24 protein-coding genes and 1 pseudogene are annotated in these 24,370 nt (G+C 69.4%); 18 read left to right on the top strand and 7 right to left on the bottom strand.

The genetic code is table 11. The features are described from left to right. Positions 1-76: 76 nt before the first annotated feature. Positions 77-505, bottom strand: a complete 429-nt coding sequence (locus tag ABZ795_RS28115; protein WP_357532545.1) for a hypothetical protein — start codon at positions 503-505, stop codon at positions 77-79. A gap of 368 nt (positions 506-873) precedes the next feature. Here ABZ795_RS28115 and ABZ795_RS28110 point away from each other — a divergent pair. The 3 genes and pseudogenes from ABZ795_RS28110 to ABZ795_RS28100 form a co-directional block, all read left to right on the top strand. Continuing rightward, positions 874-1,038, top strand: a pseudogene (locus tag ABZ795_RS28110) (cell division protein DivIVA); the annotation flags it as partial. Positions 1,039-1,250: 212 nt separating this feature from the next. Next, on the top strand, positions 1,251-1,538 hold the full coding sequence (locus tag ABZ795_RS28105) for a hypothetical protein (protein ID WP_357532544.1): 288 nt from the start codon (positions 1,251-1,253) through the stop codon (positions 1,536-1,538). 116 nt (positions 1,539-1,654) lie between these two features. Further along, positions 1,655-2,035, top strand: a complete 381-nt coding sequence (locus ABZ795_RS28100; protein WP_357532543.1) for a hypothetical protein — start codon at positions 1,655-1,657, stop codon at positions 2,033-2,035. A 136-nt stretch (positions 2,036-2,171) separates the two neighbouring features. On the opposite strand, the gene ABZ795_RS28095 is transcribed toward ABZ795_RS28100, so the two are convergent. After that, on the bottom strand, positions 2,172-4,880 hold the full coding sequence (locus ABZ795_RS28095) for a S8 family serine peptidase (RefSeq protein ID WP_357532542.1): 2,709 nt from the start codon (positions 4,878-4,880) through the stop codon (positions 2,172-2,174). Positions 4,881-5,250: 370 nt separating this feature from the next. On the opposite strand from ABZ795_RS28095, the gene ABZ795_RS28090 reads away from it, so the two are divergent. Further along, entirely contained in the window at positions 5,251-5,859 is a 609-nt protein-coding gene (locus tag ABZ795_RS28090) for a DsbA family protein (protein WP_357532541.1), read from the top strand. A gap of 58 nt (positions 5,860-5,917) precedes the next feature. On the opposite strand, the gene ABZ795_RS28085 is transcribed toward ABZ795_RS28090, so the two are convergent. Together ABZ795_RS28085 and ABZ795_RS28080 are read right to left on the bottom strand one after the other, a co-directional pair. Further along, positions 5,918-6,505, bottom strand: coding sequence for a GIY-YIG nuclease family protein (locus tag ABZ795_RS28085; protein WP_357532540.1), 588 nt, complete (start codon positions 6,503-6,505; stop codon positions 5,918-5,920). A 156-nt stretch (positions 6,506-6,661) separates the two neighbouring features. After that, complete coding sequence (locus tag ABZ795_RS28080) at positions 6,662-8,251, bottom strand: DUF6194 family protein (protein WP_357532539.1); 1,590 nt, start codon at positions 8,249-8,251, stop codon at positions 6,662-6,664. Positions 8,252-8,306: 55 nt separating this feature from the next. On the opposite strand from ABZ795_RS28080, the gene ABZ795_RS28075 reads away from it, so the two are divergent. The 12 genes from ABZ795_RS28075 (at position 8,307) to ABZ795_RS28020 (ending at position 18,231) form a co-directional block, all read left to right on the top strand. Continuing rightward, on the top strand, positions 8,307-9,122 hold the full coding sequence (locus ABZ795_RS28075; protein ID WP_357532538.1) for a TioE family transcriptional regulator: 816 nt from the start codon (positions 8,307-8,309) through the stop codon (positions 9,120-9,122). Between the two features lie 2 nt (positions 9,123-9,124). Continuing rightward, a complete protein-coding gene (locus ABZ795_RS28070) occupies positions 9,125-9,451 on the top strand; it encodes a MerR family transcriptional regulator (protein ID WP_357532537.1) in 327 nt (108 codons plus the stop codon). A 103-nt stretch (positions 9,452-9,554) separates the two neighbouring features. Continuing rightward, positions 9,555-9,914: a nuclear transport factor 2 family protein gene (locus tag ABZ795_RS28065; protein WP_357532536.1), complete on the top strand. Its 360-nt coding sequence runs from the start codon at positions 9,555-9,557 to the stop codon at positions 9,912-9,914. 197 nt (positions 9,915-10,111) lie between these two features. Continuing rightward, positions 10,112-10,798, top strand: coding sequence for a tryptophan 2,3-dioxygenase family protein (locus ABZ795_RS28060; protein ID WP_357532546.1), 687 nt, complete (start codon positions 10,112-10,114; stop codon positions 10,796-10,798). Positions 10,799-10,884: 86 nt separating this feature from the next. Further along, complete coding sequence (locus ABZ795_RS28055) at positions 10,885-12,147, top strand: tryptophan 2,3-dioxygenase family protein (RefSeq protein WP_357532535.1); 1,263 nt, start codon at positions 10,885-10,887, stop codon at positions 12,145-12,147. Continuing rightward, positions 12,144-13,307 carry an aminotransferase class V-fold PLP-dependent enzyme gene (locus ABZ795_RS28050; protein WP_357532534.1) on the top strand — a complete coding sequence of 388 codons (1,164 nt, stop codon included), beginning with the start codon at positions 12,144-12,146 and terminating at the stop codon, positions 13,305-13,307. The genes ABZ795_RS28055 and ABZ795_RS28050 overlap by 4 nt, the downstream gene beginning before the upstream one ends. After that, positions 13,304-14,332, top strand: a complete 1,029-nt coding sequence (locus ABZ795_RS28045) for a methyltransferase (RefSeq protein WP_357532533.1) — start codon at positions 13,304-13,306, stop codon at positions 14,330-14,332. The genes ABZ795_RS28050 and ABZ795_RS28045 overlap by 4 nt, the downstream gene beginning before the upstream one ends. A gap of 54 nt (positions 14,333-14,386) precedes the next feature. Then, on the top strand, positions 14,387-14,659 hold the full coding sequence (locus ABZ795_RS28040) for a hypothetical protein (protein WP_357532532.1): 273 nt from the start codon (positions 14,387-14,389) through the stop codon (positions 14,657-14,659). 1 nt (position 14,660) lies between these two features. Further along, positions 14,661-15,089, top strand: a complete 429-nt coding sequence (locus tag ABZ795_RS28035) for a sigma factor (protein WP_357532531.1) — start codon at positions 14,661-14,663, stop codon at positions 15,087-15,089. Next, positions 15,007-15,240, top strand: a complete 234-nt coding sequence (locus tag ABZ795_RS28030; RefSeq protein ID WP_357532530.1) for a sigma factor-like helix-turn-helix DNA-binding protein — start codon at positions 15,007-15,009, stop codon at positions 15,238-15,240. The genes ABZ795_RS28035 and ABZ795_RS28030 overlap by 83 nt, the downstream gene beginning before the upstream one ends. Continuing rightward, positions 15,240-17,357 carry a tetratricopeptide repeat protein gene (locus tag ABZ795_RS28025; protein WP_357532529.1) on the top strand — a complete coding sequence of 706 codons (2,118 nt, stop codon included), beginning with the start codon at positions 15,240-15,242 and terminating at the stop codon, positions 17,355-17,357. Before ABZ795_RS28030 ends, ABZ795_RS28025 begins: the two co-directional genes overlap by 1 nt. A 16-nt stretch (positions 17,358-17,373) precedes the next feature. Next, positions 17,374-18,231 (top strand): AAC(3) family N-acetyltransferase, encoded by an 858-nt coding sequence (locus ABZ795_RS28020; RefSeq protein WP_357532528.1) that lies wholly within the window; start codon positions 17,374-17,376, stop codon positions 18,229-18,231. 41 nt (positions 18,232-18,272) lie between these two features. On the opposite strand, the gene ABZ795_RS28015 is transcribed toward ABZ795_RS28020, so the two are convergent. Further along, positions 18,273-19,304, bottom strand: coding sequence for an acyl-CoA desaturase (locus tag ABZ795_RS28015; RefSeq protein ID WP_357532527.1), 1,032 nt, complete (start codon positions 19,302-19,304; stop codon positions 18,273-18,275). Positions 19,305-19,403: 99 nt separating this feature from the next. Between ABZ795_RS28015 and ABZ795_RS28010 the strand changes: the two genes are divergently transcribed. Then, the gene (locus tag ABZ795_RS28010) at positions 19,404-20,720 is read left to right on the top strand and encodes a sensor domain-containing protein (RefSeq protein ID WP_357532526.1); all 1,317 of its coding nucleotides are present in this window, start codon (positions 19,404-19,406) and stop codon (positions 20,718-20,720) included. Then, entirely contained in the window at positions 20,672-21,307 is a 636-nt protein-coding gene (locus tag ABZ795_RS28005) for a response regulator transcription factor (protein WP_357532525.1), read from the top strand. Before ABZ795_RS28010 ends, ABZ795_RS28005 begins: the two co-directional genes overlap by 49 nt. Before the next feature lie 117 nt (positions 21,308-21,424). Here ABZ795_RS28005 and ABZ795_RS28000 read toward each other — a convergent pair whose 3' ends face one another. Then, complete coding sequence (locus ABZ795_RS28000; protein ID WP_357532524.1) at positions 21,425-22,771, bottom strand: ricin-type beta-trefoil lectin domain protein; 1,347 nt, start codon at positions 22,769-22,771, stop codon at positions 21,425-21,427. A 154-nt stretch (positions 22,772-22,925) separates the two neighbouring features. Further along, positions 22,926-24,370 (bottom strand): non-reducing end alpha-L-arabinofuranosidase family hydrolase (locus ABZ795_RS27995; protein ID WP_357532523.1); only part of this gene is annotated, 1,445 nt, incomplete at its 5' end.

Genomic DNA, 24,370 nt, shown 5'->3' with positions numbered 1-24,370 from the left:
CACGCTCACGCAGCTCATCGTTGTACTTCTTCGGTGCGGGCATCGCTGATGTTCCTCCCAGATTTCGATGTCTCCATCAAACCCGGTGCGGGACAATGACCTCAGCCATGGTGCGGTCCTGCGTCACCCACCCACCGATGTCGGTGCTCATCTTGTGAAACTCCACCTCGGACAACGCCCGGTCGAGCTCAAGCCAACCGAACCGGTGAGCGATCTCGGCATAGACAGAGGCCGTGGCATCGCGCAGGGAACCCACCGGCAGGATGCCGCCGTAGGCACCCACAACGCCTGTCGAGGCGAATGCCTCGCGCTCGCGTAGTTCCTCACAAGCGGCCCACCACTGCGGCAGGCGGGCGTCCACGGCGGCCATCGCCTCCAGCAAGAGCCGCTCGGCTATCTCGCTCCCGCCGTACATCCCGGGCCGTCGAAGCACACGGTTCACCTGCGCCAGGTGGTGCCGGCGTACCGATTCCAGACCGGGACCGGACTCACGATCGCTGGCCATCCGCAGATCATGACATTCCGACCAAACGAGAGGCTGTCGGGGGTGAATCGGTTGACATCCTCGCCATGCTGAATCCGCACACCCATGTCCGGATCATGCGAGGAGAAGCTGTGCGCAAGCCGGCCACGACTGCCGCCGTTCTCGTCGGGCTCGGCGTCGGCGTCGCGATCGGTCCCGCCCTCGGCCCGGTCGCCGTCTGGTCCGGCGTCGTGATCGCTGGGCTGGGTCTCGTGCTCGGCATGGTCGGTTCGAGGGAATCCGATCTCGTCGGGGACGGCCAGGTGGAGTACGACGGGGACGCCGGGGTGGCCGGTGAGGTGACGACCCCAGGCCCTGCACCACGACGGCGAAACCGCCAACGGTCCGGCCTCGGCGGCCTGGGCACCCGGGTCGAGCAGATCCTCAAACTCGCCGAGGAACAGGCCAACGACCACCGCGCCGAGGCACGGCGCGAGGGCGAGGCGATCGTGGCCGCCGCCCGACAGGAGGCCGAGGCGATCCTGAACCGAGCCCACGAACAGGTTGCCGGGATGACCGGTGTCCGCCGGGAATCGTCCGCCGTACCGCCGACCCAGGTGGCGCCACTTCCCGGACCGGTCGCCACCCAGGATTGAGCGGCCGGGGTTGTTGGCCGCCGATGCCGCAGATTCGGCGACCAGGGGTTGAGCTCGTACCGCTGGCCAGTATCCGCGTCACGGCGCAGTTGCGGTGGCGCAAACGAGCGCAGGGGATAGTCTTGCCGTATATGGCTACCTATCGCAGCGCCTCAGTGCTTCTCTCCTCGGACGGCACCAGGACCCCTGGCACCGCCGCCCTCTTCGCCGAGCCCGCCCGCAAGGGTGGGACCCCGCCGTGGGCAGGTGACTTCCGACCGGCCAACAGCGCCGGCAACGGCCCCAAGAATGCGGTCGGGAAGACCTTCACGTTGGAGTTGCCCGACGGCAGCACCGGCAAGGTCGTGGTCCAGGGCCTCAAGCGTGGGAAGGGCGGCGTCGTGCTGGCGTTGATGTGCGAGGACGCACCCCCCTTCTGATCAGGCACCTGATCGCTGCCGACGGCTCCGGCTCGCAAGGGCCGATGGTCGAACCTGCCGACGAGCGAATGCTCTGAGGCGCCTGGCACGATGGCCTCGTGCGGGGAGATTCGACCATGCCACCGATCTCCGTTCTGGCGGGTGCCGACGTGGTGCTCGTGGGCCTGTTTTCGGCGAAGGACCAGCAGATCGACGCAAAGCTCGATCTGCTGGCGACGTCGGTGGGGGCACATGGTGGGCGGGTCGTGAGCCGGTACGTCCAGCGGCGGGGTGTCTCGCGCGGCGGTGCGGCCAAGATGGCCGTGCCGTTCTCGCGGCGGACATTGCTCAGCCCCGGCAAAGCGCGCGAAATAGCGCAAGCGTGCCGGGCCGCAGGGGTCGGCGTTGCGGTCTTCGTTAACCCGCTGACGAAACACCAACGAGCTGTCCTCGGCGGCATGTTCGGGTGCTCCGTGATCAGCGGCGACGACCTTTCGCCGCCCGTCGCGCGCTGCTGATGGGGACGGTACGCCGGTGACGCCCTTCGCCGAGAGGCCTTACTGAAGACTCGGCGGAATCCGGGCCGGTGCGGCCGGAGCCATCCTCGTCCTGTGCACCGGGCGCAGGACGAGGATGGCTCAGCGTCTGCCGGATTCAGCTTGCGGTGCAGGTGGCGGTGGTTCCGCTGCCGTTACCGGCGCCCTGGAATCCGAAAGTGGTGGTCTGACCGGCGGCCAGTCCTCCGTTGTACTGCTCATTCCTGATGGTGACGGTGCCACCGGTGCCGCTGGCGACGCCGTTCCAGACGTTGACCACCGATGCGCCGCTCGGCAGGTTGAGGGTGACCCGCCAGCCGTTGAGCGCGGTGGTCCCTGCGGTGACGGTGACCTGGGCGACGAATCCGCCGTTCCACTGGTCCTGAACGGTGTAGACCGCAGTGCAGGATCGGTTCCCACCGGGCGGCGGGGTGGTGGGCGGGGGCGGGGTGGTGGGGGGAGGCGTCGTGGGCGGCGGGGTGGTCGGGGGCGGGGTGGTAGGCGGTGGCGTGGTGGGCGGCGGGGTAGTGGGAGGTGGGGTAGTGGGCGGCGGGGTGGTTGGGGGAGGGGTGGTGGCCGGCGGACCGCCGTCGAGCGTCAGCTTCCAGCCTTCAAGCATGCCTGCGTACGGGGCGACATTCTCGACCCGTAGCTTCCAGGTGCCGGGTGTCGGCTTGCTCGACAGATCGAGGATGAAGGCTTCGCGGGAGTTGGCCCGATACGATCCGACAAGACTCTCCTTGAGCAGGAAGGCCTGTCCGTCCGGTGCGATGAGGGAGAGCCGGAGGTCTCGGTTGTACTGGTGGCTGATGTTGGTTTCGACGTAGCTGGTCGTCGACGGCGCCCGGCCGCAGTCGGTCACGCTGATCGGTGATTCGATCGTGCCGTTCTCCGGGATCCGTACGTCGGCGGTGGCGATACCACCGCAGGCCGGCGGCGGGAGGTCGACACCGGCCAGGTTGAGCGTCCACGAGTCGAGGAACCCGGTGCCCTGGTACATGTTGTCACTGACGTAGAGCTGCCAGGTGCCGTTCGCCGTCTCCGACGACAGGTCGTAGGTGAAGGTGTAGTCGACGCGCTTGGCGCCTCCGCCGGTGTGGTCCAACAGGTAGTACCAGTTGCCGGCGGGCGAGATCAGCCGTACGTCGAGTTCGCTGATGTTGGCGTGGGAGATGTGCAGCTCGATCGTGCTGTTGCCGGCGGCGAGGCCGGGACAGCCGGTGATGGTGATGGGGGCGTACAGGTTCTGGCCCTCACTGATCACCCGGTCGGTGCCGTCCGAGGCGACGCAGCCGGGCGGGTTGTCGACCCGCAGCTGGTACGACACCGGTCGGATCGCGTCGGTTCCGGTGCCGAGCACCGAGATGGTGTAGTCGCCGGCCAGCATGGTCGCCGCGGTGCTGACCGTGAGGGTGGTGCTTCCGTTCGAGGAGATGGTCGACGGCTGGAAGGTGGCCGTCACACCCTCGGGCAGACCGCTGACGGTCAGTGAGACCGGCTGGGCGGCACCCCGGGTGACGGTGCCGGTGATCGTGGTCGAGACGGTGCCACCGGGCGTGACGGTGCCGCTGGCCGGAGCGGCGGTCAGGGTGAAGTCGTTGGCCGGCACGGTGGAGTTGACGTGGAGCAGTCGGTTCGGTGAGCCGATGCCCGCGTCGGTCACTACCCCGGGGGTGGCGTCGTCCAGGAGTGCCTGGGTCACCTGCGCCGGGGTGTAGGTGGGGTTGTTGGCGAGGATGAGCGCGGCGGCCCCGGCGACGTGCGGGGCGGCCATCGAGGTTCCGGAGGCGGTCCGGGTAGAGGTGTTGCCGTCGATGAAGGCCGAGGTGATGTCGACGCCCGGCGCGAACAGGTCCACACACGGACCGATGTTGGAGAAGGGTGCGCGGGCGTCGTCGGGACCGGTGGCCGCCACGGTGATCGCCTCGGGGACGGAGGCCGGGGTGGTCGTGCACGCGTCGGTGCCGTTCTCGTTGCCCGCCGACACCACGTAGGTGACTCCGTCGGCGATCGACCGTTGCACGGCGTCGACCATGGGTTGGTACGCCGGGCCGCCGAGGCTCATGTTCGCCACGGCCAGTTCGCCGGGGTCGTGGTCGCCGGTCACCCAGTCGACTCCGGCGAGCACCTGCGCGGTGGTGCCCCGGCCGCTGCAGTTGAACACGCGTACGCCCACCAGTTGCACGTCCTTGGCCACCCCGTAGGAGGTACCGCCGACTGTGCCGGCCACGTGGGTGCCGTGGCCGTGGCAGTCGTTGGCGTCGGCGTCCCCCTCCATGAAGTCCCAGCCGGACACGGCCCGCCCGCCGAAGTCGGCGTGCGCCATGTTGATGCCGGAGTCGATGACGTACGCCCGCACGGCCGGTGGGACCCGGGGGTAGGTGTACGAGTTGTCCAGCGGCAACGCGCGCTGGTCGATCCGGTCCAGGCCCCAGGACGGGGTGGGGCTCTGCACGTCCGCCACGGACACCGTGTGGTTCTGCGTCACCGAGGCCACCGCCGGATTGGCGGCGAGCCGCCGGGCACTGCGTTCGGAGAGTCGGGCCTCGAAACCGCGCAGGGCGTGCCGGTAGACCCGGTTGACGTCGCCGCCCTGCCGTTCGGCGAGGGTACGGGCGGTGCTGTCCACTGCGGAGGCACCTACGGCGGAGTCTCGCAACACGACGAGGTAGGAGCCGGCCACGGCGGTCGGGCCGCCGGCGGCGAGGATCTTCCCCTCGGCCGGGGCGGCGCTGGCGGGCAGGGTGGTGGCGGCGAAGGTCAGTACGGTCGCTGCGGCGATGGCGGAGCGGAGCAGGGCGCGCCTGCGTAATCCTGCCGGTGTCATGTGTACCTCCCCTGACGAAGGCCACGCGCCCAGAACCGGCCGCGTGGGGTGCCCGGTGCTCGTCCGCGAACGACCACCGGAGACGTCGGTCGGCTGGCCCGGTGTGCGGGGTGGTGACCTTGGGGCCGACGGTGGCTCAGCCGGGGCTGAGTGACCTACGTCGATATCACCCTGCTTCATGATTATTTTGTTGTCAACAAAAGTTTCACAGGGTGAGGCCGACGCGGACGGTGGCGGCCTCATGGAGATACGAGCGCGCACCCGCGGACTCATCGGTCCGCCGGTCCCGGATTCGTCGAGGCGTACCCAGCGTCTGGCACGTACGGTGGCGGGACGACCCTCGCAACGGCGTGCAGGAGGATGCTCGGCGATGACAACGACGGTGGACTTCTGGTTCGACCCGAGCTGCCCGTACACCTGGATCACATCGCGATGGATCATCGAGGCGGCGACGGTTCGGCCACTCGACATCCGCTGGCATGTCATGAGCCTCTCGGTTCTCAACGAGCACCGGGAGGTCGATCCCGAGGGTGACACAGAGGGATACCTGTGGGGTCCGGTGCGCGTCTGTGCGGCCGTGGAACAGCGGTACGGTCAGGACGGGCTGGCCCGCTTCCACACCGCTTACGGGACCCGTGTGCACGAGGGAGGGGAGTGGGCCGAGTTCGGCGACGTCCTGTCAGACGCGGGGTTCGCCAGGGACCTGGCCGAGGTCGCCGGGACGCACGAGTTCGACGAGGTGGTCCGGGCCTCGCACGCCGAGGGCATCGCCCTGGTCGGCGACCATGTCGGCACCCCGGTGGTCGCCGTCGAGGATGCGACCGGCAACCGGGTCGCCTTCTTCGGCCCGGTGATCTCCAGGATCCCCCGTGGGGAGGAGGCGGGCCGCCTCTTCGACGGCGCCGTCCTGGTCGCCGGGGTGTCCGGTTTCCACGAGCTGAAGGGCCGGCCGCACGCGGAGCCGCAGTTCGGCGGGTAGCTACCGGCAGCTCGGCCGGCCACCCCACACCGGTGACCGCACGGTGTCGGACAACTGGCTACGGCGTTTGTGAGGGCCCGGTCGGTCCACTGCTGGAGTCGTACGATTTCTTGGCGGCGATCACGGCGGCCTGGAGGTGCTCGGGGGCGACGCCGTGGACGTTGAGCGGCGGGTGCAGGCACCGGACCAGTTCGGCCTCGATGGCCGCCGGCTCCGCATCCTGCGCCCAGGTCAAGCGCAGATGCTCGTACATCCACCCGGTCAGCCGCGCCTCATCCTCAGGGACCAGGACGACGCGATCGGTCCAGGTCGTCCGGTATCCCTCGGACACTAGAAGCCCGGCCAAGGTACGGCGCAGAGTCGAACTGCCCGAACGCCTCAGATGGTTGCGCAGGACACGGCCCCGCAGGCTGGTCGCTCGTCCCAGATACAGCAGCCGTAGCGACGGGTCGCTGTCATTCGGCGGGCCGGGAAGGTCGGGAAGGACCGAGGGAGCAGCCCACCAGGCGTAGACACCGCTGCCACGGCTGAGCCGCTTGACGGCGACATCGAGACCGACCGGCACACCGGCGAGCAGCCGCAGGGCCTCTTCGACTCGGGCTTCGCAGGTCGGGACGTCCTCGGGTGGCGTTTCGGGAGTGATCATCGAGACCATCCTAGATCCGGTCGGATCGAGTCCGAGGCCACGGAGACAGGAGGGTCCCCGCGACTGGTCGGTGACGACGACGCGCGCTGCAGACCCTGCACCCCGACCCGGCATTCGTCTCATCGAGCAACTGCCCGGGTCTGCACCGTGGTGGAATTAGTCCTGCCGGTCGGCTGCCCGGCGGACGGCGCGTTCGCGGCGGTCGACCGCTCGGGCGTACGCGATCGCCAGCAGCCGGTCGATCTCGGGCAGCAGCTGCGGGCCGGGCATGACGATGCTGGCGAAGCCGTACAGGGCGTAGCCGGGGTGCGGCAGGACAGTGTCCAGCCGGGCGAAGTCGAAGGTGTGCCGGTGGGTCTCGAAGTCCTTCGGTGGGAAGCCGAACAGGCGTGCGAACTCGGCCCGGCCCAGGTCCAGGTTGAGCCGGAAGACGCCGGTACGGTCGAGCTGGGAGACCTCGTCGAAGCCGGGTACGTCGTGTTCGACGATTGTGGCGAAGGGTCGGCGGCGGTCCGGACCGATGTGGAAGAACCGGTCCCCCCAGGCACCCTCGGGTGACCCGATCTCCTCGCCGGCCACGACCTGTTCCACCCCGGGCAGCGCGAGGATCCGATCGGCGAGTACGGCCGGGTCGAGACCGGTGGGGATGTGCAGCACCGCGTCGGCGTGGTCGATGAGAGGCTGATCCAGGGGGAAGTAGCGGTAGTCGTGGGTTCGCCGCTCGGCCGCTGTGATCTCGGAGGCCCGAACGAAGCGGGGAAGAGTGCCCTCCTGCTGGAGTCTGCCCTCGTAGGTCGAGGGGTCGGGGGCCTCGATGCCGAGGGCGGGGCTGGCGCCGAGGCTTCCGACGATCACGGCGTACCGGTCGCCCAGCAGGGTGGCGACGATCGCGCCGGCACCGGCCCACGACAGCTCCGTTCCGGCCATCGTCATCGCGCTGGTGTGGCGCTGGAGGTGGGTGTTGTGCGCGAAGACCAGGGTGGGTCCCCGGTGCGCCTCGACCGACCGGATGGCCAGCAGGTTCTCGGCCATCAGCGCGTCCCGGACCCCGGCCAGGCGGGCGAAGCGTTCCTCCTGTGGCAGTGGGGCGGCGGCTGCGGCGTGGTAGCGCAGCACCGCGACCGCGGACATGGCGTGGACGAACGCCGCCTGCCAGCCCTCAGCCCGGTGGGGAGCCTGCAGATACAACTCGGTCAGCAGGTCGTCCGCGATCACCCGCAGTCGCTGGGCCTCGGCCGAACCCCCGATCGACCTGCCGGGCTCCCAGATCGCGGCCGGGTCGCTCCACCGCGACTCCTCCCCGACCAGGTCGTCGATCTCCGCCGCTCGCTCCAGGTCCAGGAAGTCGCAGACCCGCATGAGGTGGTGGCGCGGGCTGGGGGCACCCGCCATCTCCAGGGGAGCGTCGAAGCCGTGGAAGGTGAGGCGTTCGGCAGCCGGCCGGCCGGCGTTGTACTCGCGCATCCGCAGCAGCAGGTCGCGGTTGGCCGGGGCGGCACCGAACCCGTGGCTGAACCCCTCGGCGAGCGCCCGGTCCAGGGTGACGGCCTCAGACCCCTGGACGAACTCGTCGGCGAGCAACCCCGCCGCCCGGTCACTCTCCAACGCGATCGATCGGTAGCCCTGCTCAGCCAGGGCCAGGAAGGTGTCGTTGCGGATCTGGAGGAAGGCGGATTCCCCGTGCGTCGGCTCACCGAGGGCGAGCAGGGACGGCGGTACGGCGAACAGGTCCAGAAGGGAGGTCATTGCATCGACCGTATCGTTGAACCACCAGTTGAGACTTCTTGAGCAACGGAGCACGGTGACACCCACAAAACCCTCCACCCCAGGGGTACGCCGACCGATCGACCTGGCGCGTCGCCACGGCCTCTCCGCCCAAGCCGTACGCAACTATGAACGCGACGGGGTCCTGCCACCGGCCGTGCGCAGCTCGACCGGCTACCGGCAGTTCACCGAGGTGCACGCCAACGCGCTGAGCGCCTATCTGGCGTTGATCGTGGGCCACGGCTACGCGGCCGGCGGTGACATCATGCGGGCGGTCAACCGTGGTGACATCGACGGGGCGTTGCGCACGATCGACCACAGCCATGCGCTGCTGCAACGCGACCGGGAGACCCTGGACGCGGTCGAGGCGGCCGTGGCCACCCTCACCGGGGCGCCGCCGCAGCCGCTGCGCCGCGCCGCCGTACCGATAAGCGTGCTGGCCCACCGACTCGGGGTGCGCCCGGCCACCCTGCGCAAATGGGAGCGGGCCGGGGTTCTGCGGCCGGCACGGGACCCGGCTACCGGCTACCGCACCTACTCGCCGCACGACGTCCGCGACGCCGAACTCGCGCACCTGCTGCGCCGTGGCGGGTACCGGCTGGACCACATCGCGGAGGTGCTGCGTCGGGTACGCGAGGCCAGTGGGGCCGAACCGCTGGCCGCCTCCCTGCGCCAGTGGCGGGACCAACTCACCGCGCGCGGCCGTGCCCTGCTCGTCGGGGCGGCCCGGCTCGCCGAGTACCTGGACGCCAGGCCGTCATCAGTGCGGCCCGGTGGCGCGGGGGAGACCGTCGAGGCGTCGACCGGGAATGTCGACCCTCTCCCCAGGGGAGGCGCGAGGATGACACCGTGACGTTGCGCAAGGGCCTGACCATCGGCGAGTTCGCCACCGTGACGCACCTCAGCGTACGGACCCTGCGGCGCTATCACGAGTCCGGGCTGCTGGTGCCGGCGACGGTGGATCCGCACACGAACTATCGGTACTACCTGCCCGACCAGATCGCGACCGCGCAGGTCATCCATCGGCTCCGAGAGCTCGACGTGCCCCTGGTCGACGTCAGGTCGATCATCACGACCGGCGATCCGCAGCAGCGCGCCGAACTCCGCCGGGAGTGGCCCGGTGCCAGCACGTGGAGCCGACCAGAAGACCCACACACACGGGCAGGTGGCCGTGAAACGTGAACCCGGCACGACACCAGTCGGTCAGACCGGGACCGTCCCACCGCAAGGCGGGACTACCAATCATGTGCTCACCAAAACGCACTGAGAGGTAACGGGTATGCACATGACACCAGACCCCGAAGCTGCCCTCACCTGGGCCGAGTTGCCGGCCGTGATCACGGCGTACCTTTCCGCGCACGAAGCCCGGGACACCGAGACCGCGGTGCGTGCGTTCGCCGTAGACGCTGTGGTGACGGACGAGGGCCACACCTACCGGGGGCGGGATGAAATCCGGGCCTGGCTGACCAACAGTGGCAGCCGGTACACGTACAGCACGGATTTCGTCGGCGCTCATCGGATCGGTGCAGCCCAGTTCGATGTGCTCCAGCATCTGGAGGGGAACTTCCCGGGCGGCTCGGCGGACCTGCACTACCGGTTCACCCTGGACGGCACCTCGATCACCCGGCTAACGATCGAACCGTAGGCGACGCCAGCCTCCGCATCGATGCGCGTCGGTGGCTTGAGGCGTGCGCCGACGGAGCGGGTGGTGCACGTCACGGTGAGTGGACTGATCCGAAACTCATGGCGACCAGGGGCTGGCGCATTGCTGTCCGTCGTTGGATGATGACCGCCGGCAACATCGTTGATCTCGGCGCCAGCGCCCAGACGGAGGGCTGTTCCGTGAAGCACGACCATTCGCCTGTCTTGCCAGGCCACGGCGCTACGGACTATGCACGCTACATGCGGATCGATGCGTTGCTCGATTTGCAACGATCGCCGGACGAGGTCATACATCGCGACGAACTGCTTTTCCAGGTGGTGCACCAGTCGACTGAGTTGTGGCTCAAACTGGCGGCAGCGGAGTTGGCGGAGGCGACCGCACAGGTCGTTGCGGGGCAGTTGGCGGCGGCGGAGGCGCTGCTGGTCCGGGCGACGCTCGCCGTCCGTTTGATCACCGACCAGTTGGAGATGTTGCGATATCTCTCACCAGTGGATTTCCAGGCGATGCAGCCTGCTCTGGGCAACGGTTCCGGTGCAGAATCGCCTGGGTGGCGCGAGGTCCAGTCAGCCAGCCGAAAGCTCGGCCGTGCCTTCGACGAGCAGCTCGCCACGCACGGCGTCGCCGCGACGGAGATGTGCCCGACCGACCCGTCAGATCCGCTGCACCGGCTAGCCGAGGCGATGGTGGAGTGGGACGAACGGGTGTCGGTGTGGCGGGTCCGCCATTACCAGGTGGCACTGCGAATCGGCGGGCATCGGCCGGCGGGCAGCCCCGGTAGCGCGGCGAACATGCTGGCAAAGCTCGCCGGACACCGATTCTTTCCCGCACTGTGGCAGGCGCGGATGAGCCTCACCACCAACGGATAGCCCTGCTCAACCCCGGGCTCTGTGGTCGACGGCATATCCCTCGACCGTCAGCGTGGTTCGGTCTCGTCAAGTTCGAGGGGTGGCATGTGCGTGCGTTGACTTCCTGGTTGTCCGGCCCGAGTGAACCGCACAGCTTTCCCTACTCGCCGGTGCTGGCCGAATTTCACCGGCTCGGCAAACACTTTGTCGAAAAGGATTTCCTCGCCCTGCTCGACAGCGCTCGGCAGGTGGTGGCCCGCCGGGCCACCGCCGGCGGCGACGCCGCGACCCGGCAGCTGACCGACTTCCTGGACGTCGCACTCGACAAGTGGGACGGCCGTTACGACTATCGCAGTTACCTTGCCCTGCGGTTGCTCCGACTGCCGGATTCCACCGGCGATCCGCCCACAGTGGAGGCCGCTGACGAGCGGCGGGTCCGGGACCGGCTCCTCGTGAGCCTGGTCGCCGACACGCTGGCGTTCGAGTTGGCCGCCGCCGCGCACACCACCGGGCTACTTCCACAGGAGCGGCCTGGACCGGTGCTGGTGACCAAACGGTGCCGGCTGGGTGTGCGAGCCGTCGCTCCTGCGCTGGCTCGTCTCGGTGTGGCCGAGGCGGTCGGAGCGGGCCCCCCGGCCACTGCCGCAACCGGCCTGCTCGCCGTCGCCCGTGAGCTGCTCTCCCCGGGGGACCCGTCGCTGCGGCTGAGCATGCTGCCGGTCCACGTGACGCACGACGAGTACCTGTTCATCCGGGTGCTCCAGGCCTACGAGTGCATCTTCGCCGGCGTCGCCGACGAACTTCGCGCGGCAGTGACCGCCCTGGCGGGGGACACGCCGGCCGCCGCCGCCGACCGGCTCGGGTATGCGGGTGACCTGCTGCGGACCGCAGCTCCCCTCTTCTCCCTGCTGGCCACCATGCAGCCGGCGTCGTTCCGTACCTTCCGGCAGTACACCGAGGGGGCCAGCGCGATCCAGTCCCGCTCCTACAAGCTGGTCGAGTCGCTGTGCCGTACCCCGGAGGTGGGCCGACTGGACTCGGTCGCCTACCAGTCGGTGCCGGAGGTGCAGGCCCGGGTACGCGACGGCCAGCCGACAGTGGACCAGACGTACCGGCGGGCGGTTGCCGACGGCCGGCTCACCGGAGCGGACGCCGTCCTGGTGGCACGGCGGATGGCCGCGTTCGCCGGTGCCCTGACGCAGTGGCGTCGTACCCATCTGCGGGTCGCGGTGCGGATGCTCGGTGCGCGGTCCGGCACGGGCTACACCGAGGGTACGCCCTACCTGGCAGCGGTCAGCACCGCCCCGGTCTTCGCCGCCGTGACCACCGCCGCCGCCACACCCGACCAGGACGAGAGGCGTTGCGCGTGAACCGGCCCGAGCAGAATCCCCGGTGCCTCGACGCCGCCGCACACGCCGCCCTGCGCGCGGAGTTCCCCCTGCTGGAAAGCTGCGTCTACCTGAACAGCAACTCCACCGGCGCCGCGCCGAGGGGTGTCGAGCGGGTGCTGCACGACTACTGGCAGACGCTACGCACCTGGCGCGACGACGTCTGGCAGGACTGGCACGTCGGCCTCGACCGGTACGCCGACTCGGTGGCCGCCCTGCTCGGCGCGCCGCCGGGCAGCGTGCTCACCGACGCGAACCTGAGCACCTTCCTGGCCCGACTGGCCTCCTGTTTCGACTACCGCCCGCCCCGCAACCGGGTGGTCATCACGGATCTCGACTATCCGACGGTGCCGTTCATCTTCCGGGCGTACGCCCGATATGGCGCGCAGCTCGACGTGGTCGGCACCGGTGGCCCCCACCTCGACCAGGACGCGCTGGAAGCCCGGATCGACGAGCGGACGCTGCTGGTGTGCGTGCCGCACGCCAGCTTCACCTCCGGGGCCACCGTCGACCTGTCCCGGCTGGTGACCCGAGCCCACCAGGTGGGTGCGCTGGTGGTGGTGGACGCCTTCCAGACCGTCGGGGTGGTGCCGTTGGAGGTCACCGCACTCGGCGTCGACGTCGTCCTGGGCGGTTCCCACAAGTGGCTCTGCGGCGCCGGCACCGCCTTCCTCTATGTCCGGCCGGACCTGGTGCCACTGCTGACTCCGGCAGCCACCGGGTGGCAGGCCGGCGACCGGGCACTGACCTTCCGACCGTCGCCCGGCTGGGCGCCCGGCATCCGTCGCTTCGCCGGCGGCACACCGTACCCGCTGACCTCCCTGATCTCCCAGGTCGGCCTGGACCTGCTGCTCGACGTCGGAGCCGACGCCATCCGGCGGCATTCGCTGGCGCTCACCCAACGGCTGCTGGATCGGGCCGAGGCCACCGGCATCACGGTGGTCAGCCCCACCGACAGCGTTCGGCGAGGCGGCGTGGTGTGCCTGGACATCCCCGACGGCGAGGCCGTCAAGCAGCGGCTGGCCGCTCGGGACGTGATCTGCAGTTGGCGCGGCTACCTGCGGGTCGGCCCGCATGTCTACAACACCCTCGACGAGATCGACCTGTTCATGGATGCGCTGGAAGAGGAGTTGCGCCGGTGACCGTCTCCCTCTCGCCCCGGGCGTTGATGAGTCTGCTCGTCAACGGCCCCAAGGCCATGGACGTGCTGCACACGGCACTCGACCTGGGACTGCTCGACGCGCTGGAGGCCGGACCGGTCCGCCTCGACGCGTTGGCCACCCGGTTCGGGGTGCTTCCGCTGCGGCTGTACAAGTTTCTCGACTGCATCGAGAGCCTCGGGCTGCTGACCCGCGACGAGCCCGACGACGACATCGGCGCGACCAGCTATCACGCCGTGCCGGGGCTGCGGGACGCGGTCAACGCGGTGGTCGGTCCCGACGCCACCGAACGGGACAGAGATCGCTACCCGTGGCGGCAGTTGCACGGCCGGCTGGCCGAGAGCCTGCGTGGTGAGGTCAGCATCGACGACGGGTTCGCCTGGCCACCGAAGACGGCCGAGCAGACCGCCGAGTTCGAGCGCAGCATGGCCCTCGGGCTGGGACCGGCGATCGAGACGGTACGCCGGCACTCAGATCGGCTCTGGTCAGACCGGCATCGGCTGCTGGACGTCGGCGGCGGTGACGGAACCCTCGCCGCACACATCCTCGACACCGCGCCGGACCTGCGGGCCGACGTGTACAACCTGCCGGCGGTGGCACCGCTGGTGGCCGCCACCCGGGACGCCCGCGGCCACGCGGATCGACTCGGTTTCGTCGGCGGCGACTTCTTCCTCGAACCCCTACCGGGCGGTTACGACGCGCTGTCCTTCGTCCGGGTCCTGCACGACTGGCCGAACGCGGTGGCCCGCGAACTGGTGCAGCAGGCGTACGCGGCGTTGGAGCCGGGTGGGCTGCTCCTGATCTGCGAGGAGTTCCGCACCCCGGACCGGCTGGCCATGCAGTTCTTCTGGAGCTACTTCCTGATCGGCGTCGACAGCAGCGTCAGCCGGCTCCGCGAGGCGGACCACTACACCAAGCTGCTCACGGAGGTCGGCTTCCAGGAGGTGGCCGTGCTGCCGGGCACCTGGGAACTCGTCACCGCGTACAAGCCGTCCGGGCGAGAGTGATTCACGCAGACGACTAAACGCGAGCGGCACTCCGCACGACAGTGGGGTGTGATGATGACATTGCCCAAGCACGGAGCATGGGCGGCGTTGGCCGCCCTGACTGCGGGCGCCCTGCCCTGGCAGTCGACCACCCTGATGGCGGGCATGCTGGCCGTCTGCACCGCGATGAGCCTGCTCGCCGAGTGGCAGGCGCGAGGCAACCTGGTCACCCCGACCCACGTCGCTCTCACGGTCCGGATCGTCTGCGGGAACGCGACGGGCGGGCAGACCCTGCGGCTGACCTGGACTGCCGAGGCAGATCGGCACCGACAGCAGCCAGGGACGTGATGTGGGGTCCGTCGAGTCCCGGCCGAAGCTCACCAGAACCCAGGTCGAGCAGATCGAGCAGCTCTACCTGCTCGAGGCCGAGGACCTGCACCGGTACGCCCACTCGCGTTCGTGGGTCCGGGCCTGCGATGCGCAGGATCTGGTGCAGATCACGTTCCACGAAGCCGTCGGCGCCTGGGAGAAGGTCGAGCCCCTCGGTTCCGACGAGCGCAGACGATGGCTGCGTCAGGTGCTCCGGAACAAGGCCGTCGACCTCTGGAGAGTAGCAGAAGCGGGTCGATCTGGCCGTCGATGTCCCCGACCTGCCCCCGCCGTCCGACAACGAGACGGCCGAGCACGTGGAGCTGATGATCGCCCTGACCAGTTGCTGGAAGTCGATCGAACAGATGCCACCACGTCGGCGGATGATCGCGTTCCTGGTCTGGGGTGAGGCATGGGAGGTTAAACGCGCCGCCGACCACCTCGGGCTGGCGACGAGCACGGTTCGCGTCCATCTGCGAGAGGCACGTCTACAGCTGAGAGCCAGCGTCGGACACCTGGTGCCGTTCATCGAAGACGAGGAAGACTGGGGGCCTGCGTGATGACCGACAACGAGGAGCGGATGCCGCTCACCTTCGCCGAGGTCTACCGACGCGCCCGCGCCGCCGGGGGAGAGGGGTTCCCACCCTTTGACCTCAGACGTGGCCTGAACGACCTGAGGACCTGGATCGACCGGGAGGTCGACGTCGTGGAAGACCTCCCCTCTGCCGCGGTGCGACGCTCGCAGCCGGAGCTGCGGGGGCGCCACGATCTGCTGGCAGAGTTGGTGACCCTGGCGCGCCGACCCGCAGAGGGCGGTCCCGCCGTGCTCGTCGGGGCGGGCGGTTCGGGAAAGTCCACGCTGGCTGCCGCCCTGACCCAGCGGGCGCGAAGCTGGGACCGCCAGGTGTGGTGGGTCTCCGCCGCCGATCCGGCGGGCTTCTTCGAGGGTTTGACCACGGTGATGAGCGACCTCGGCGGCTCCACCACGGACCTGGAGTCGATCGCCAACGGGGCGGCTGACGGCCCCGACCGGCTCTGGCGTCTGCTGGAACGTTCGCCCAGAAGCTGGCTGCTCGTCATCGACAACGCCGACGATCCCTGGATCCTTGCCGCAGCGGACTCGCCGGCGGGTGTCCAGGACGGCCGAAGCTGGGTGCGGGCGTCGCAGCGCGGCCTGGTCGTGGTGACGAGCCGGGAAACCGACCCACGCATGTGGGTGGGCGCCCGACTCTTCGCGGTCGGTCAGCTGGATGAGGTCGATGCCGCGCAGGTCCTCCGCGATCTCGCGCCGCAGGCCGGGAACGAGTCCGAGGCCCTGGCCCTGGCGCGTCGAATCGGTGGTCTGCCGCTCGCCCTGCACCTGGCCGGGACCTACCTGGGCTCCGGGCTAGCGCAGTCGCACACCTTCGCCGCCTACCATCGGGCCCTCGGCAGCCGTCAGGGAACCATGGTGGCCCGTACCGCGGAGATCTCTCTGGACGGGCTGGCCCGGCAGGGCATCCCCCAGGCTCGGACGCTACTGCGGCTGGCCAGCTGCTATGCGCCCGAGCAGATCCCGACGCGCATGCTGTCCATGAGCGGCCTGAAGGAGGCGCTCGACGGGTTGACAGGTGTGGGTCTGATCCGCAGCGACTCCGCCGCGATCACCCTGCATCCCGTCGTCACCGCCACCCACCGTGACCGCCTTGAGGGTCCGGAGGTGTGGCGGACCGCAGTCGCGCATCTGGTCGGCGCGCTGGGGGAGCTCAGCCACAGCCAGCCGGAATGCTGGCCGGAGTATCGGCTGCTCAGCCAACACCTGCTGGCCCTGCTCGACACTGCGGCCGAACACGGGGACCACGAACACCTCGCCCGGCTGGCCGACGCCACCGCCGGTGTGGCCAGGGCCTTCAACCACAGCGGCGCGTTCCGGGCCGCCGGCATGCTGTGCCGGATCGCCCTCGACCGCTGTGTGGCGCTGGGTGAGGAACATCCGGCGGTGCTGCGGGTTCGGCATCAACTCGCCTGGACCGTCGCCAACAGGGGCGATCTGACCCAAGCGGAGACCATCTACCAGGAGGTGCTCGACATCCGACGGCGGGTCCTCGGCGACTCCCACCCCGACACCCTCCGCAGCCGCCACGAGTCCGGGTGGATCGCCAGCCTGCTGGGCGATTTGGCCGAGGCCGAGCAACGCTATCGGGACACCCTTCGCGACTGCGTGCTCCACCTCGGGCCGGACTCGCGGGACACCCTGACCACGCGTCACGAGTTGGCGTACGCGATCGCCCGGCAGGGCCGCCTCGACGAAGCCCAACCGATTTTCGAGGAGGTGCTGCGCGACCGGCGACGTGTCCTTTCCGATCTTGCGCCACAAACCCTCCAGACCCAGCACGCGCTCGCCTGGATCACCGCCAAACAGGACAGATGGGCCGAGGCTGAGGCCCTCTACCGTCGGCTCCTCGACCTGCGTCAGGTGCTCGAGGCCGACCACCCCCATGTCCTGCTCACCCTGCACGAACTCGCCTGGACGATCGCGTGTCAGGGCCGCTGGAGCGAGGCGGAAACCCTCTACCGACAGGTCCTGGAGCGCCGCGACCGCACCCTGGGCACCGACCATCCCGAGACCAAGGCCACCCGGTACGCGCTGGACGAGCTCCTACGCGGGGAAATCATCGACGCCGAACACCCGGCCTGACCGTTCGGAGGTCCACATGATCACCGAGGAACACCTAGCCGCTGCCCTCGCAGGTCTGCACCTGAGCAGGCGCACCGTCATGCTGCACACCTCACTGCGGTCCTTCGGGACGGTCCTCGACGGCGGTGCCGACGCCATCCTCGACACACTGCTCGACCGGGGTTGCACCGTGATGGTGCCCGCCTTCACGGAACCCCAGTTCGCAGTGGCTGCCCCCACCGACATGCGTCCGGCCCGCAACGGAGTCGACTACGCTGCCGTGCCGGTCGACGGCGCCGTGCTGGAGGCCGGTCCCTACCGGGTCGACTGCGGACTGATCAATCCGGCGCTCGGCCTGCTACCCGCCGTGCTCGTCGGGCGCCCCGACGCCGTACGCGGACGGCATCCCCTCAACTCCTTCGCCGCGATCGGCCCGGAGGCCGCCGAGATCATCGGCGCCCAGAGCCCCGAAGACGTGTACGGGCCGATTCGTGAGCTGGCCGACCGCGATGGGGTGATCCTGCTCGTCGGTGTGGGTCTCGACCGCATGACCGCCCTGCATCTGGCCGAGCAGCGGTCCGGCCGCCGCATGTTCCGCAGATGGGCGCGGGACATCGACGGCGCCGTCCGCATGGTCGAGGTCGGCTCCTGCTCCGCAGGGTTCCCGAAGCTGGAGCCGATCCTCAGCCCTCTTGCCCAGGACATCATGGTCGGTGCCTCGCGCTGGCGCGCCTTCACAGCCCGGCAGATCCTTGCCGCCGCCACAGCCGCCATCGTCGCCCAGCCGGACATCACCCACTGTCCTGACGCCGAATGCCCGCTCTGTCGAGACGCCATCGCCGGAGGCCCGATCACCATGGGGAGGATCGCGTGGCGCGACGACGGCCGGAGATAGAGCCGGATCTCGGCGTGACAGGGCTGACACCGGCGGCTGGATCAGCGCCGCGCGTGTTCCGCGCGTGCGGGTGCGCCCACGTCGTGCAGGTGTCGCAAGGCCTGGCGGTAGGAGGTGACGAGACTGGTCTGTACGTAGGCGACGCCGATCTCGGCGCAGTACGCCTGCACGATCGGTTGTGCCTTACGCAGGTTGGGCGTCGGCATACCGGGGAACAGGTGGTGTTCGATCTGGTAGTTCAGACCGCCGAGCGCCGCGTCGACCAGCCGGTTTCCCCGAACGTTACGGGCGGTCAACACCTGCTTGCGGAGATAGTCCTCGGTGCCGGTCGGGTGCGGCATGCCCTTGTGGTTGGGGGCGAAGGTCATGCCGAGGTAGACGCCGAACAGCGCCTGGTGCAGCAGCAGGAAGGCGACGGCCTGCAGCGGCGAGAGCACGAGCACCAGCGCGCCGAGGTAGCCGGCGGCGTGCAGGATCAGCAGTGCGCCCTCCACACCCCGCTGTTTCACCGTGCCGTCACGCAACGCCTTGACACTGGACACCTTCAGGCTGACAGCGAGCAGCGTGAGCAGCGGGAAGAACAGTGCGGCCTGGTGCCGGGTGATGAAGCCCTTCAGTCCGCGCCGGCCGAGGGCCGACTCGGTGGTCCAGACGAGCACCTCGGGGGCGACGTCCGGGTCTAGGTCGTCGTGGTTGGGGTTGTTGTGGTGACGGGTGTGCTTGTCCATCCACCAGCCGTAGCTCATCCCGATGCCGAGATTGCCGGCCAGCAGTCCGGCGACCGCGCTCGGACGTCTGGTGCGGAGCACCTGGCGGTGCGCCAGGTCGTGCGCCACGAGTGCGACCTGGGCGAACGTGACGGCGAGGAACACGGCGGTGATCATCTGCCACCAGGAGGAGCCGATGGCTAAGAAGGCCGTCCAGCCGCCGACGAACATCAGCGTGACGATGCTCAGCCGGGCGACGTAGTAGGCGGGCCGGCGGCGCATCAACCCCGCGTCGACGATCCGGCGGGACAGGACGGCGAAATCACTGCCGGTCGTCGACTGCGACGGGTTCGTGGAAGTCATCATGATCCCAGCAGACCGCCTCGGACGGGCGCTGTCAGGAGCGCTGTCTCCCCGTCGAAGGGGGTGCCAGCACCACCGAGAAACGGCGATCGCGTGGGCACAATGACAACCGTGGACATGGCCGGGCCGGACGAGCGGACGTACGAGTGGGCGCGGCGGGGTGTTCGGGCGGTCCTCGCCGGTCTGGCCGCTATCGGCCTGGCCCTGGCCAACGTCGTGCTGCTCGGCGTATCGCTGCTGGCGCTGGTCCTGGTCCCGGTGCCGCTGCTCGGCATGGCGTTGGTGTGCTTGACGACGACGCTGGTCCGGAAGCGGACCGACCTCGAACGTAGGCGTGCCGCACGGGTCGGGGTTCCAGTGCCACGTCCCTACCATCCGCCCCCGCAGCGGGGCATCGCCGGCGGCTGGCGGCGCTTCCGGTGGATCGTCACGGACCCAGCCACCTGGCGCGATCTCGCCTGGCTCCTGCCCGGCGGGATCGTCGGGGCTGTCCTCGGCGTGATCTCACTGGCCGTGCCGCTGTACGGGATCATGGGTCTGACGCTGACACCGCTGTGGATCTGGCTCGGCACCGACTGGTACGGCTACGGTGCCGTCTGGTCCATCGACACATTCGGTGAAGGGCTGATCTGCCTGCCGCAAGGCGCCGCCATCCTGGCCGGCGGTCTGTGGCTGGCGCCGTGGCTACGGCGGGTCGACGCGTACTTCGCCCGACTCCTGCTGGCACCGACCAAGGCCGCCGAACTCCGCCTGCGGGTCACCCAGCTGACCGTGACACGCGCCGACACGGTGGACGCCCAGGCGGCCGAGCTGCGCCGCATCGAGCGCGACCTGCACGACGGCATCCAGGCTCGGCTCGTCTCACTGGGCATGACGATCGGTCTCGCCGACGAACTGATCGACCGGAACCCGGCCGCAGCCCACGAGATGCTGGCTGAAGCGCGTGAGGCCAGCGGCACCGCACTGGTCGAGCTGCGGCACCTGGTCCGTGGTATCCATCCACCCGTGTTGGCCGAACGCGGACTGGACGGGGCGGTGCGGGCGTTGGCGCACAGCCTGCCCATGCCGATCGCGGTCGATGTCGACCTGCCCGGCCGACTCGACACACCCGTCGAGTCGGCCGCGTACTTCGCCGTCGCGGAGACGCTGACCAACATGGTCCGCCACAGCCGTGCCCACACCGGATCGGTGTCCCTGCGGCACGGGGACGGAACGCTGACGATGGTGGTCGCCGACGACGGCGTGGGGGGCGGCGACCCGGTGGCCGGTACCGGTCTGCGGGGCATCGAACGCCGCCTCGCCGCCTTCGATGGCACGATGGCCCTGTCGAGCCCGCTCGGCGGGCCCACCGTCATCACCATGGAGTTGCCGTGCGCGTTGTCATCGCCGAGGACCACGCGCTCCTCCGGGACGGGCTGACCCGCATCCTGCGGGCCTTCGACTTCGACGTCGTCGCCGCCGTCGACAACGGCCCGGCCCTGCTGCCCACCCTGATCACCCACCGGCCTCAGGTGGCGGTCGTCGACGTCCGCCTCCCGCCGACGTTCACCGACGAAGGTCTGCAGGCCGCGATAGCGGCTCGTACCCAGATTCCCGGCTTGCCCATCCTCGTGCTCTCCCAGCACGTCGAGCCCTTGTATGCCCGCGAGCTGCTCAGCACGCCGCACGGCGGCGTGGGCTACCTGCTCAAGGACCGGGTGTCCCACGTCGGTGAATTCGTCGACGCCGTCGGCCGGGTCGCCGCCGGCGGTACGGCCATGGACCCTGAGGTGATCTCGCAACTCCTCGCCCGCCGAGAGCCGCTGGCGGTGCTCACCCCCAGAGAACGGGAGGTGCTCGGTGAGATGGCCGAAGGCCGCTCCAACGCCGCGATCGGGGTCAAGCTCCGGATCACCGAGAAGGCCGTCAGCAAACACATCAACAACATCTTCACCAAACTTGACATGCCGCCCTCAGATGACGCCAACCGACGGGTCCTCGCCGTCCTGGCGTACCTCAACAGCTGATCCGGGCGGGCCCGACGTGAGGTCGAGCCCGCCCGTTTCCGGTCTGGCCTGTTCAGGGTCGGATCTGGCCCTGCACCCTGCCGACCGGCCTGCACTCGAACAGCTTGTTTGTCGCGATCAGCGAGCCACGAGGTTGAATCGCTGGTTGTTGCCGCCGTGGCAGTCGTAGAGCTGGACCTGGGCGCCGTTGGCGGTGCTCCAGACGTCCAGGCAGCGCCCGGACTGGACATTGCTGATGGTGCCGTTGGAGTTGACGTTCCATTGCTGGTTGGCGCCGCTGTGGCAGTTGTAGATCTGCACGGCTGCGCCGTTGCCGGTGCCGGCGGCGTCCAGGCACATGTTGCCGTACACCTGGAGTTGCCTGCTGGCGGTGTAGGTCCAGGACTGGTTGGCCTGTCCGTGGCAGTCGTAGAGCTGGACCCGGGTGCCGTTGTTGCGGGAGGAATTCGGCACGTCGATGCACCGGTTGGACTGGACCCCGACGATCTGGGTGGCCGAGCTGGGCGGCGGGGTGGTCGGCGGCGGGGTGGTGGGTGGCGGATCCGTCGGCGGGGGAGAGGTCGGCGGCGGGGTGGTCGGGGTGTCGATCAGCGGGCAGGTGCTGCGGTAGGTGACCACACCGCTGTTGTCCATCAGCGGGCACAGGAACTGGCTGTACCGGGCGTCGTTGTCGACGAAGATCTTCAGGAAGGGCAGCATGGTCCGGATCATCACCGGGTTGGACCGCCCGACCATGAACCCGTGATCCCCGCCGGCGACCTCGACGTACACGCTCTCCGTGGTGGACGGAAGGCTGTTGTACAGGTCGAGGGCGTAGGACGGGGTGACCACCGTGTCGGCCTGCCCGGAGATGACCATCGTGGGCACCCGGTCGTTGGCCAGGTTCGACGACGGCGAGAACGGGGTGATGCCGACCGCCGCCTTCAACGACGGACGCCGCATGGCGGCGCTCAGCGCCCCACCGCCACCCATGGAGTGGCCGGCGACGGCCAGTCGGCTCGCGTCGACCCGGTCGCGTACCGGGCTCTGCTGCGTCAGGTAGTCCAACGCGGCGAGCAACTGGGTGCCTCGGGCGGTGTCGAAGTCGTTACGGCTGTTGGTCTCGATGCCGATCACGACGAAGCCGTGGGAGGCCAGCCAAGGTCCCATCCAGGCCAGCTCGGCGGAGAACAACGCGGTGTAACCCGGCGAGATGGCGATGGCCCCGAAGGTGCCCTGGCTGGTGTCGGTCGGGTAGTAGATCCGGCCGCCGTTGAAGCCGTACCCGCTGGGGACGCTGACCGAGGTGTTGGCGAAGGGGCCGCGTTCGGTGGCCACGCTGGTCCGGGTGGGGTCCGGGCCCCGCTGGTACGGGTTGTCGGCGGCCGAGGCCGACCCGGCCGCCACCGTCACGGTGAGCAGCCCGACGGCGGCGGCGATCCCGGCCGCGGCCAGCTTGACCAGCCGTCCCCGACGGCCGGGCACGCGGTCTGCGTCGGTGGTCGCCCCGGGTGGGGGATGGTGTTCGTGTCCTTGCACAGTGGGTACCTCCTGGTGGTGGAGTGGTGAAGGGTGGGGCGGGCTCGGCTGGTGCCGAGCCCGCCCGCTCCGGCTGTGCCCGAGCCGGATCTGCACGCCGTCAGCGTTGCAGGGTCAGTACGCCCGGACGGTAGGGCAGCAGGCCGTAGTCGCCGCCGGAGTTGGGGGCTCGGCCCTGGTAGAGCAGTTGCAGGTTGCAGGGGTCGATCGTCATGGTCTGGTCGGCGTTGGAGCGGATCAACTCACCGTGGCTGATGTCGTTGGTCCAGGTGGCGTTGCTGTTGGCCTTGCCCGCGAAGGGGTTGCTCTCGCTGGTGGCCTGGGGGGTCCAGGTGCCACCGAGGCTGGTGGCGGTGAAGGACCGGAAGTAGCGGCCCTGCGAGCCGATGGCCTCGACGATCATGAGGTACCGGTTCTGGCCCTGGAGCTTGTAGACCTGCACGCCCTCGAACAGGTTGTTCGTGGTGTCGGTCATGATCGTGGTGTAGTTCGATCCGAAGCTGCCCGGGAAGTTCCCGATCGGCATGCTGGCCCGGTAGATGCGGCCGTTGTCCCCGGCGAAGAACAGGTACATGTTCTGGTCGTCACCGATGAGCGCCTGGTCGATCGGGCCGGTGCTGGAGTTGGAGATCGACCCGGTGAACAGGGTCTGGGCGGCCGACCAGCTGTTGACGTTGGTGGGGTCGGTCGAGGTCCGGTACGAGAAGGCCGGTCCACCCCACTGGTAGGCGAGGACCCAGATGTTGCGCGGGGCGAAGTAGAACAACGAGGGCGCGACCGCCGCGAAGGGCATCTGGTTCTGGCTGGCCGAACCCATCTGGTTCCAGTTCGAGAACAGGCCGAAGTTCATCGAACCCCAGGTCGTACCCGTGTCATGGGTGGTGGCGTAGACCAGGTGCTGACCGTTGTACGGGGCGTGGGTGAAGTCCTTCAACGACACCCAACCCGCCCTCGGCTGCGCCAAGGCACCCGTCGAGGACCACCGGTACGTCGACGGCAGGTCACAGCTGGTGCCCGGCGGGGGACTGGTCGGCGGCGGGGTGGTCGGCGGCGGGTTGGTGCCGCCCAGAGAAACGAGCCGGAACTGCTGGTTGGCACCGGTGTGGCAGTCGTAGAGCTGCACCTGGGCGCCGTTGGCGGTGCTCCACACGTCCAGGCAGCGCCCGGACTGGACCCCGCTGATGGTGCCGTTGGAGTTGACGTTCCACTGCTGGTTGGTGCCGCTGTGGCAGGCGTAGATCTGCACGGCAGCGCCGTTGCCGGTGCCGGCGGCGTCCAGACACATGTTGCCGTACACCTGGAGTTGCCTGCTGGCGGTGTGGGTCCAGGACTGGTTGGTCTGCTTGTTGCAGTCGTAGAGCTGGACCCGGGTGCCGTTGTTCTGTGACGCGTTCGGCACGTCGATACACCGGCCCGACTGGCTGCCGACGATCTCGCTGGCGGAGCCGGCGGGCGGCGGGGTGGTCGGCGGCGGGGTGGTGGGCGGCGGCGTCGTGGGCGGCGGGGTGGTCGGCGGCGGGGTGGTGCCACCGGCGTTCAGCGCCT

The sequence above is a fragment of the Micromonospora sp. NPDC047134 genome (assembly GCF_040643455.1).
Classification (GTDB): Bacteria; Actinomycetota; Actinomycetes; order Mycobacteriales; family Micromonosporaceae; genus Micromonospora.
The sequence above is the reverse complement of the archived record's forward strand: the minus strand, read 5'-3'. Positions and strand labels throughout refer to the sequence as shown.

Excerpts from the sequence above, each read along its gene's own strand:
- ABZ795_RS28115 (WP_357532545.1), bottom strand. The coding sequence starts at position 505 with ATGGCCAGCGATCGTGAGTCCGGTCCCGGTCTGGAATCGGTACGCCGG.
- ABZ795_RS28105 (WP_357532544.1), top strand. The coding sequence starts at position 1,251 with ATGGCTACCTATCGCAGCGCCTCAGTGCTTCTCTCCTCGGACGGCACC.
- ABZ795_RS28100 (WP_357532543.1), top strand. The coding sequence starts at position 1,655 with ATGCCACCGATCTCCGTTCTGGCGGGTGCCGACGTGGTGCTCGTGGGC.
- ABZ795_RS28095 (WP_357532542.1), bottom strand. The coding sequence starts at position 4,880 with ATGACACCGGCAGGATTACGCAGGCGCGCCCTGCTCCGCTCCGCCATC.
- ABZ795_RS28090 (WP_357532541.1), top strand. The coding sequence starts at position 5,251 with ATGACAACGACGGTGGACTTCTGGTTCGACCCGAGCTGCCCGTACACC.
- ABZ795_RS28085 (WP_357532540.1), bottom strand. The coding sequence starts at position 6,505 with ATGATCACTCCCGAAACGCCACCCGAGGACGTCCCGACCTGCGAAGCC.
- ABZ795_RS28080 (WP_357532539.1), bottom strand. The coding sequence starts at position 8,251 with ATGACCTCCCTTCTGGACCTGTTCGCCGTACCGCCGTCCCTGCTCGCC.
- ABZ795_RS28065 (WP_357532536.1), top strand. The coding sequence starts at position 9,555 with ATGACACCAGACCCCGAAGCTGCCCTCACCTGGGCCGAGTTGCCGGCC.
- ABZ795_RS28040 (WP_357532532.1), top strand. The coding sequence starts at position 14,387 with ATGACATTGCCCAAGCACGGAGCATGGGCGGCGTTGGCCGCCCTGACT.
- ABZ795_RS28030 (WP_357532530.1), top strand. The coding sequence starts at position 15,007 with ATGATCGCCCTGACCAGTTGCTGGAAGTCGATCGAACAGATGCCACCA.
- ABZ795_RS28025 (WP_357532529.1), top strand. The coding sequence starts at position 15,240 with ATGACCGACAACGAGGAGCGGATGCCGCTCACCTTCGCCGAGGTCTAC.
- ABZ795_RS28020 (WP_357532528.1), top strand. The coding sequence starts at position 17,374 with ATGATCACCGAGGAACACCTAGCCGCTGCCCTCGCAGGTCTGCACCTG.
- ABZ795_RS28015 (WP_357532527.1), bottom strand. The coding sequence starts at position 19,304 with ATGATGACTTCCACGAACCCGTCGCAGTCGACGACCGGCAGTGATTTC.
- ABZ795_RS28010 (WP_357532526.1), top strand. The coding sequence starts at position 19,404 with ATGACAACCGTGGACATGGCCGGGCCGGACGAGCGGACGTACGAGTGG.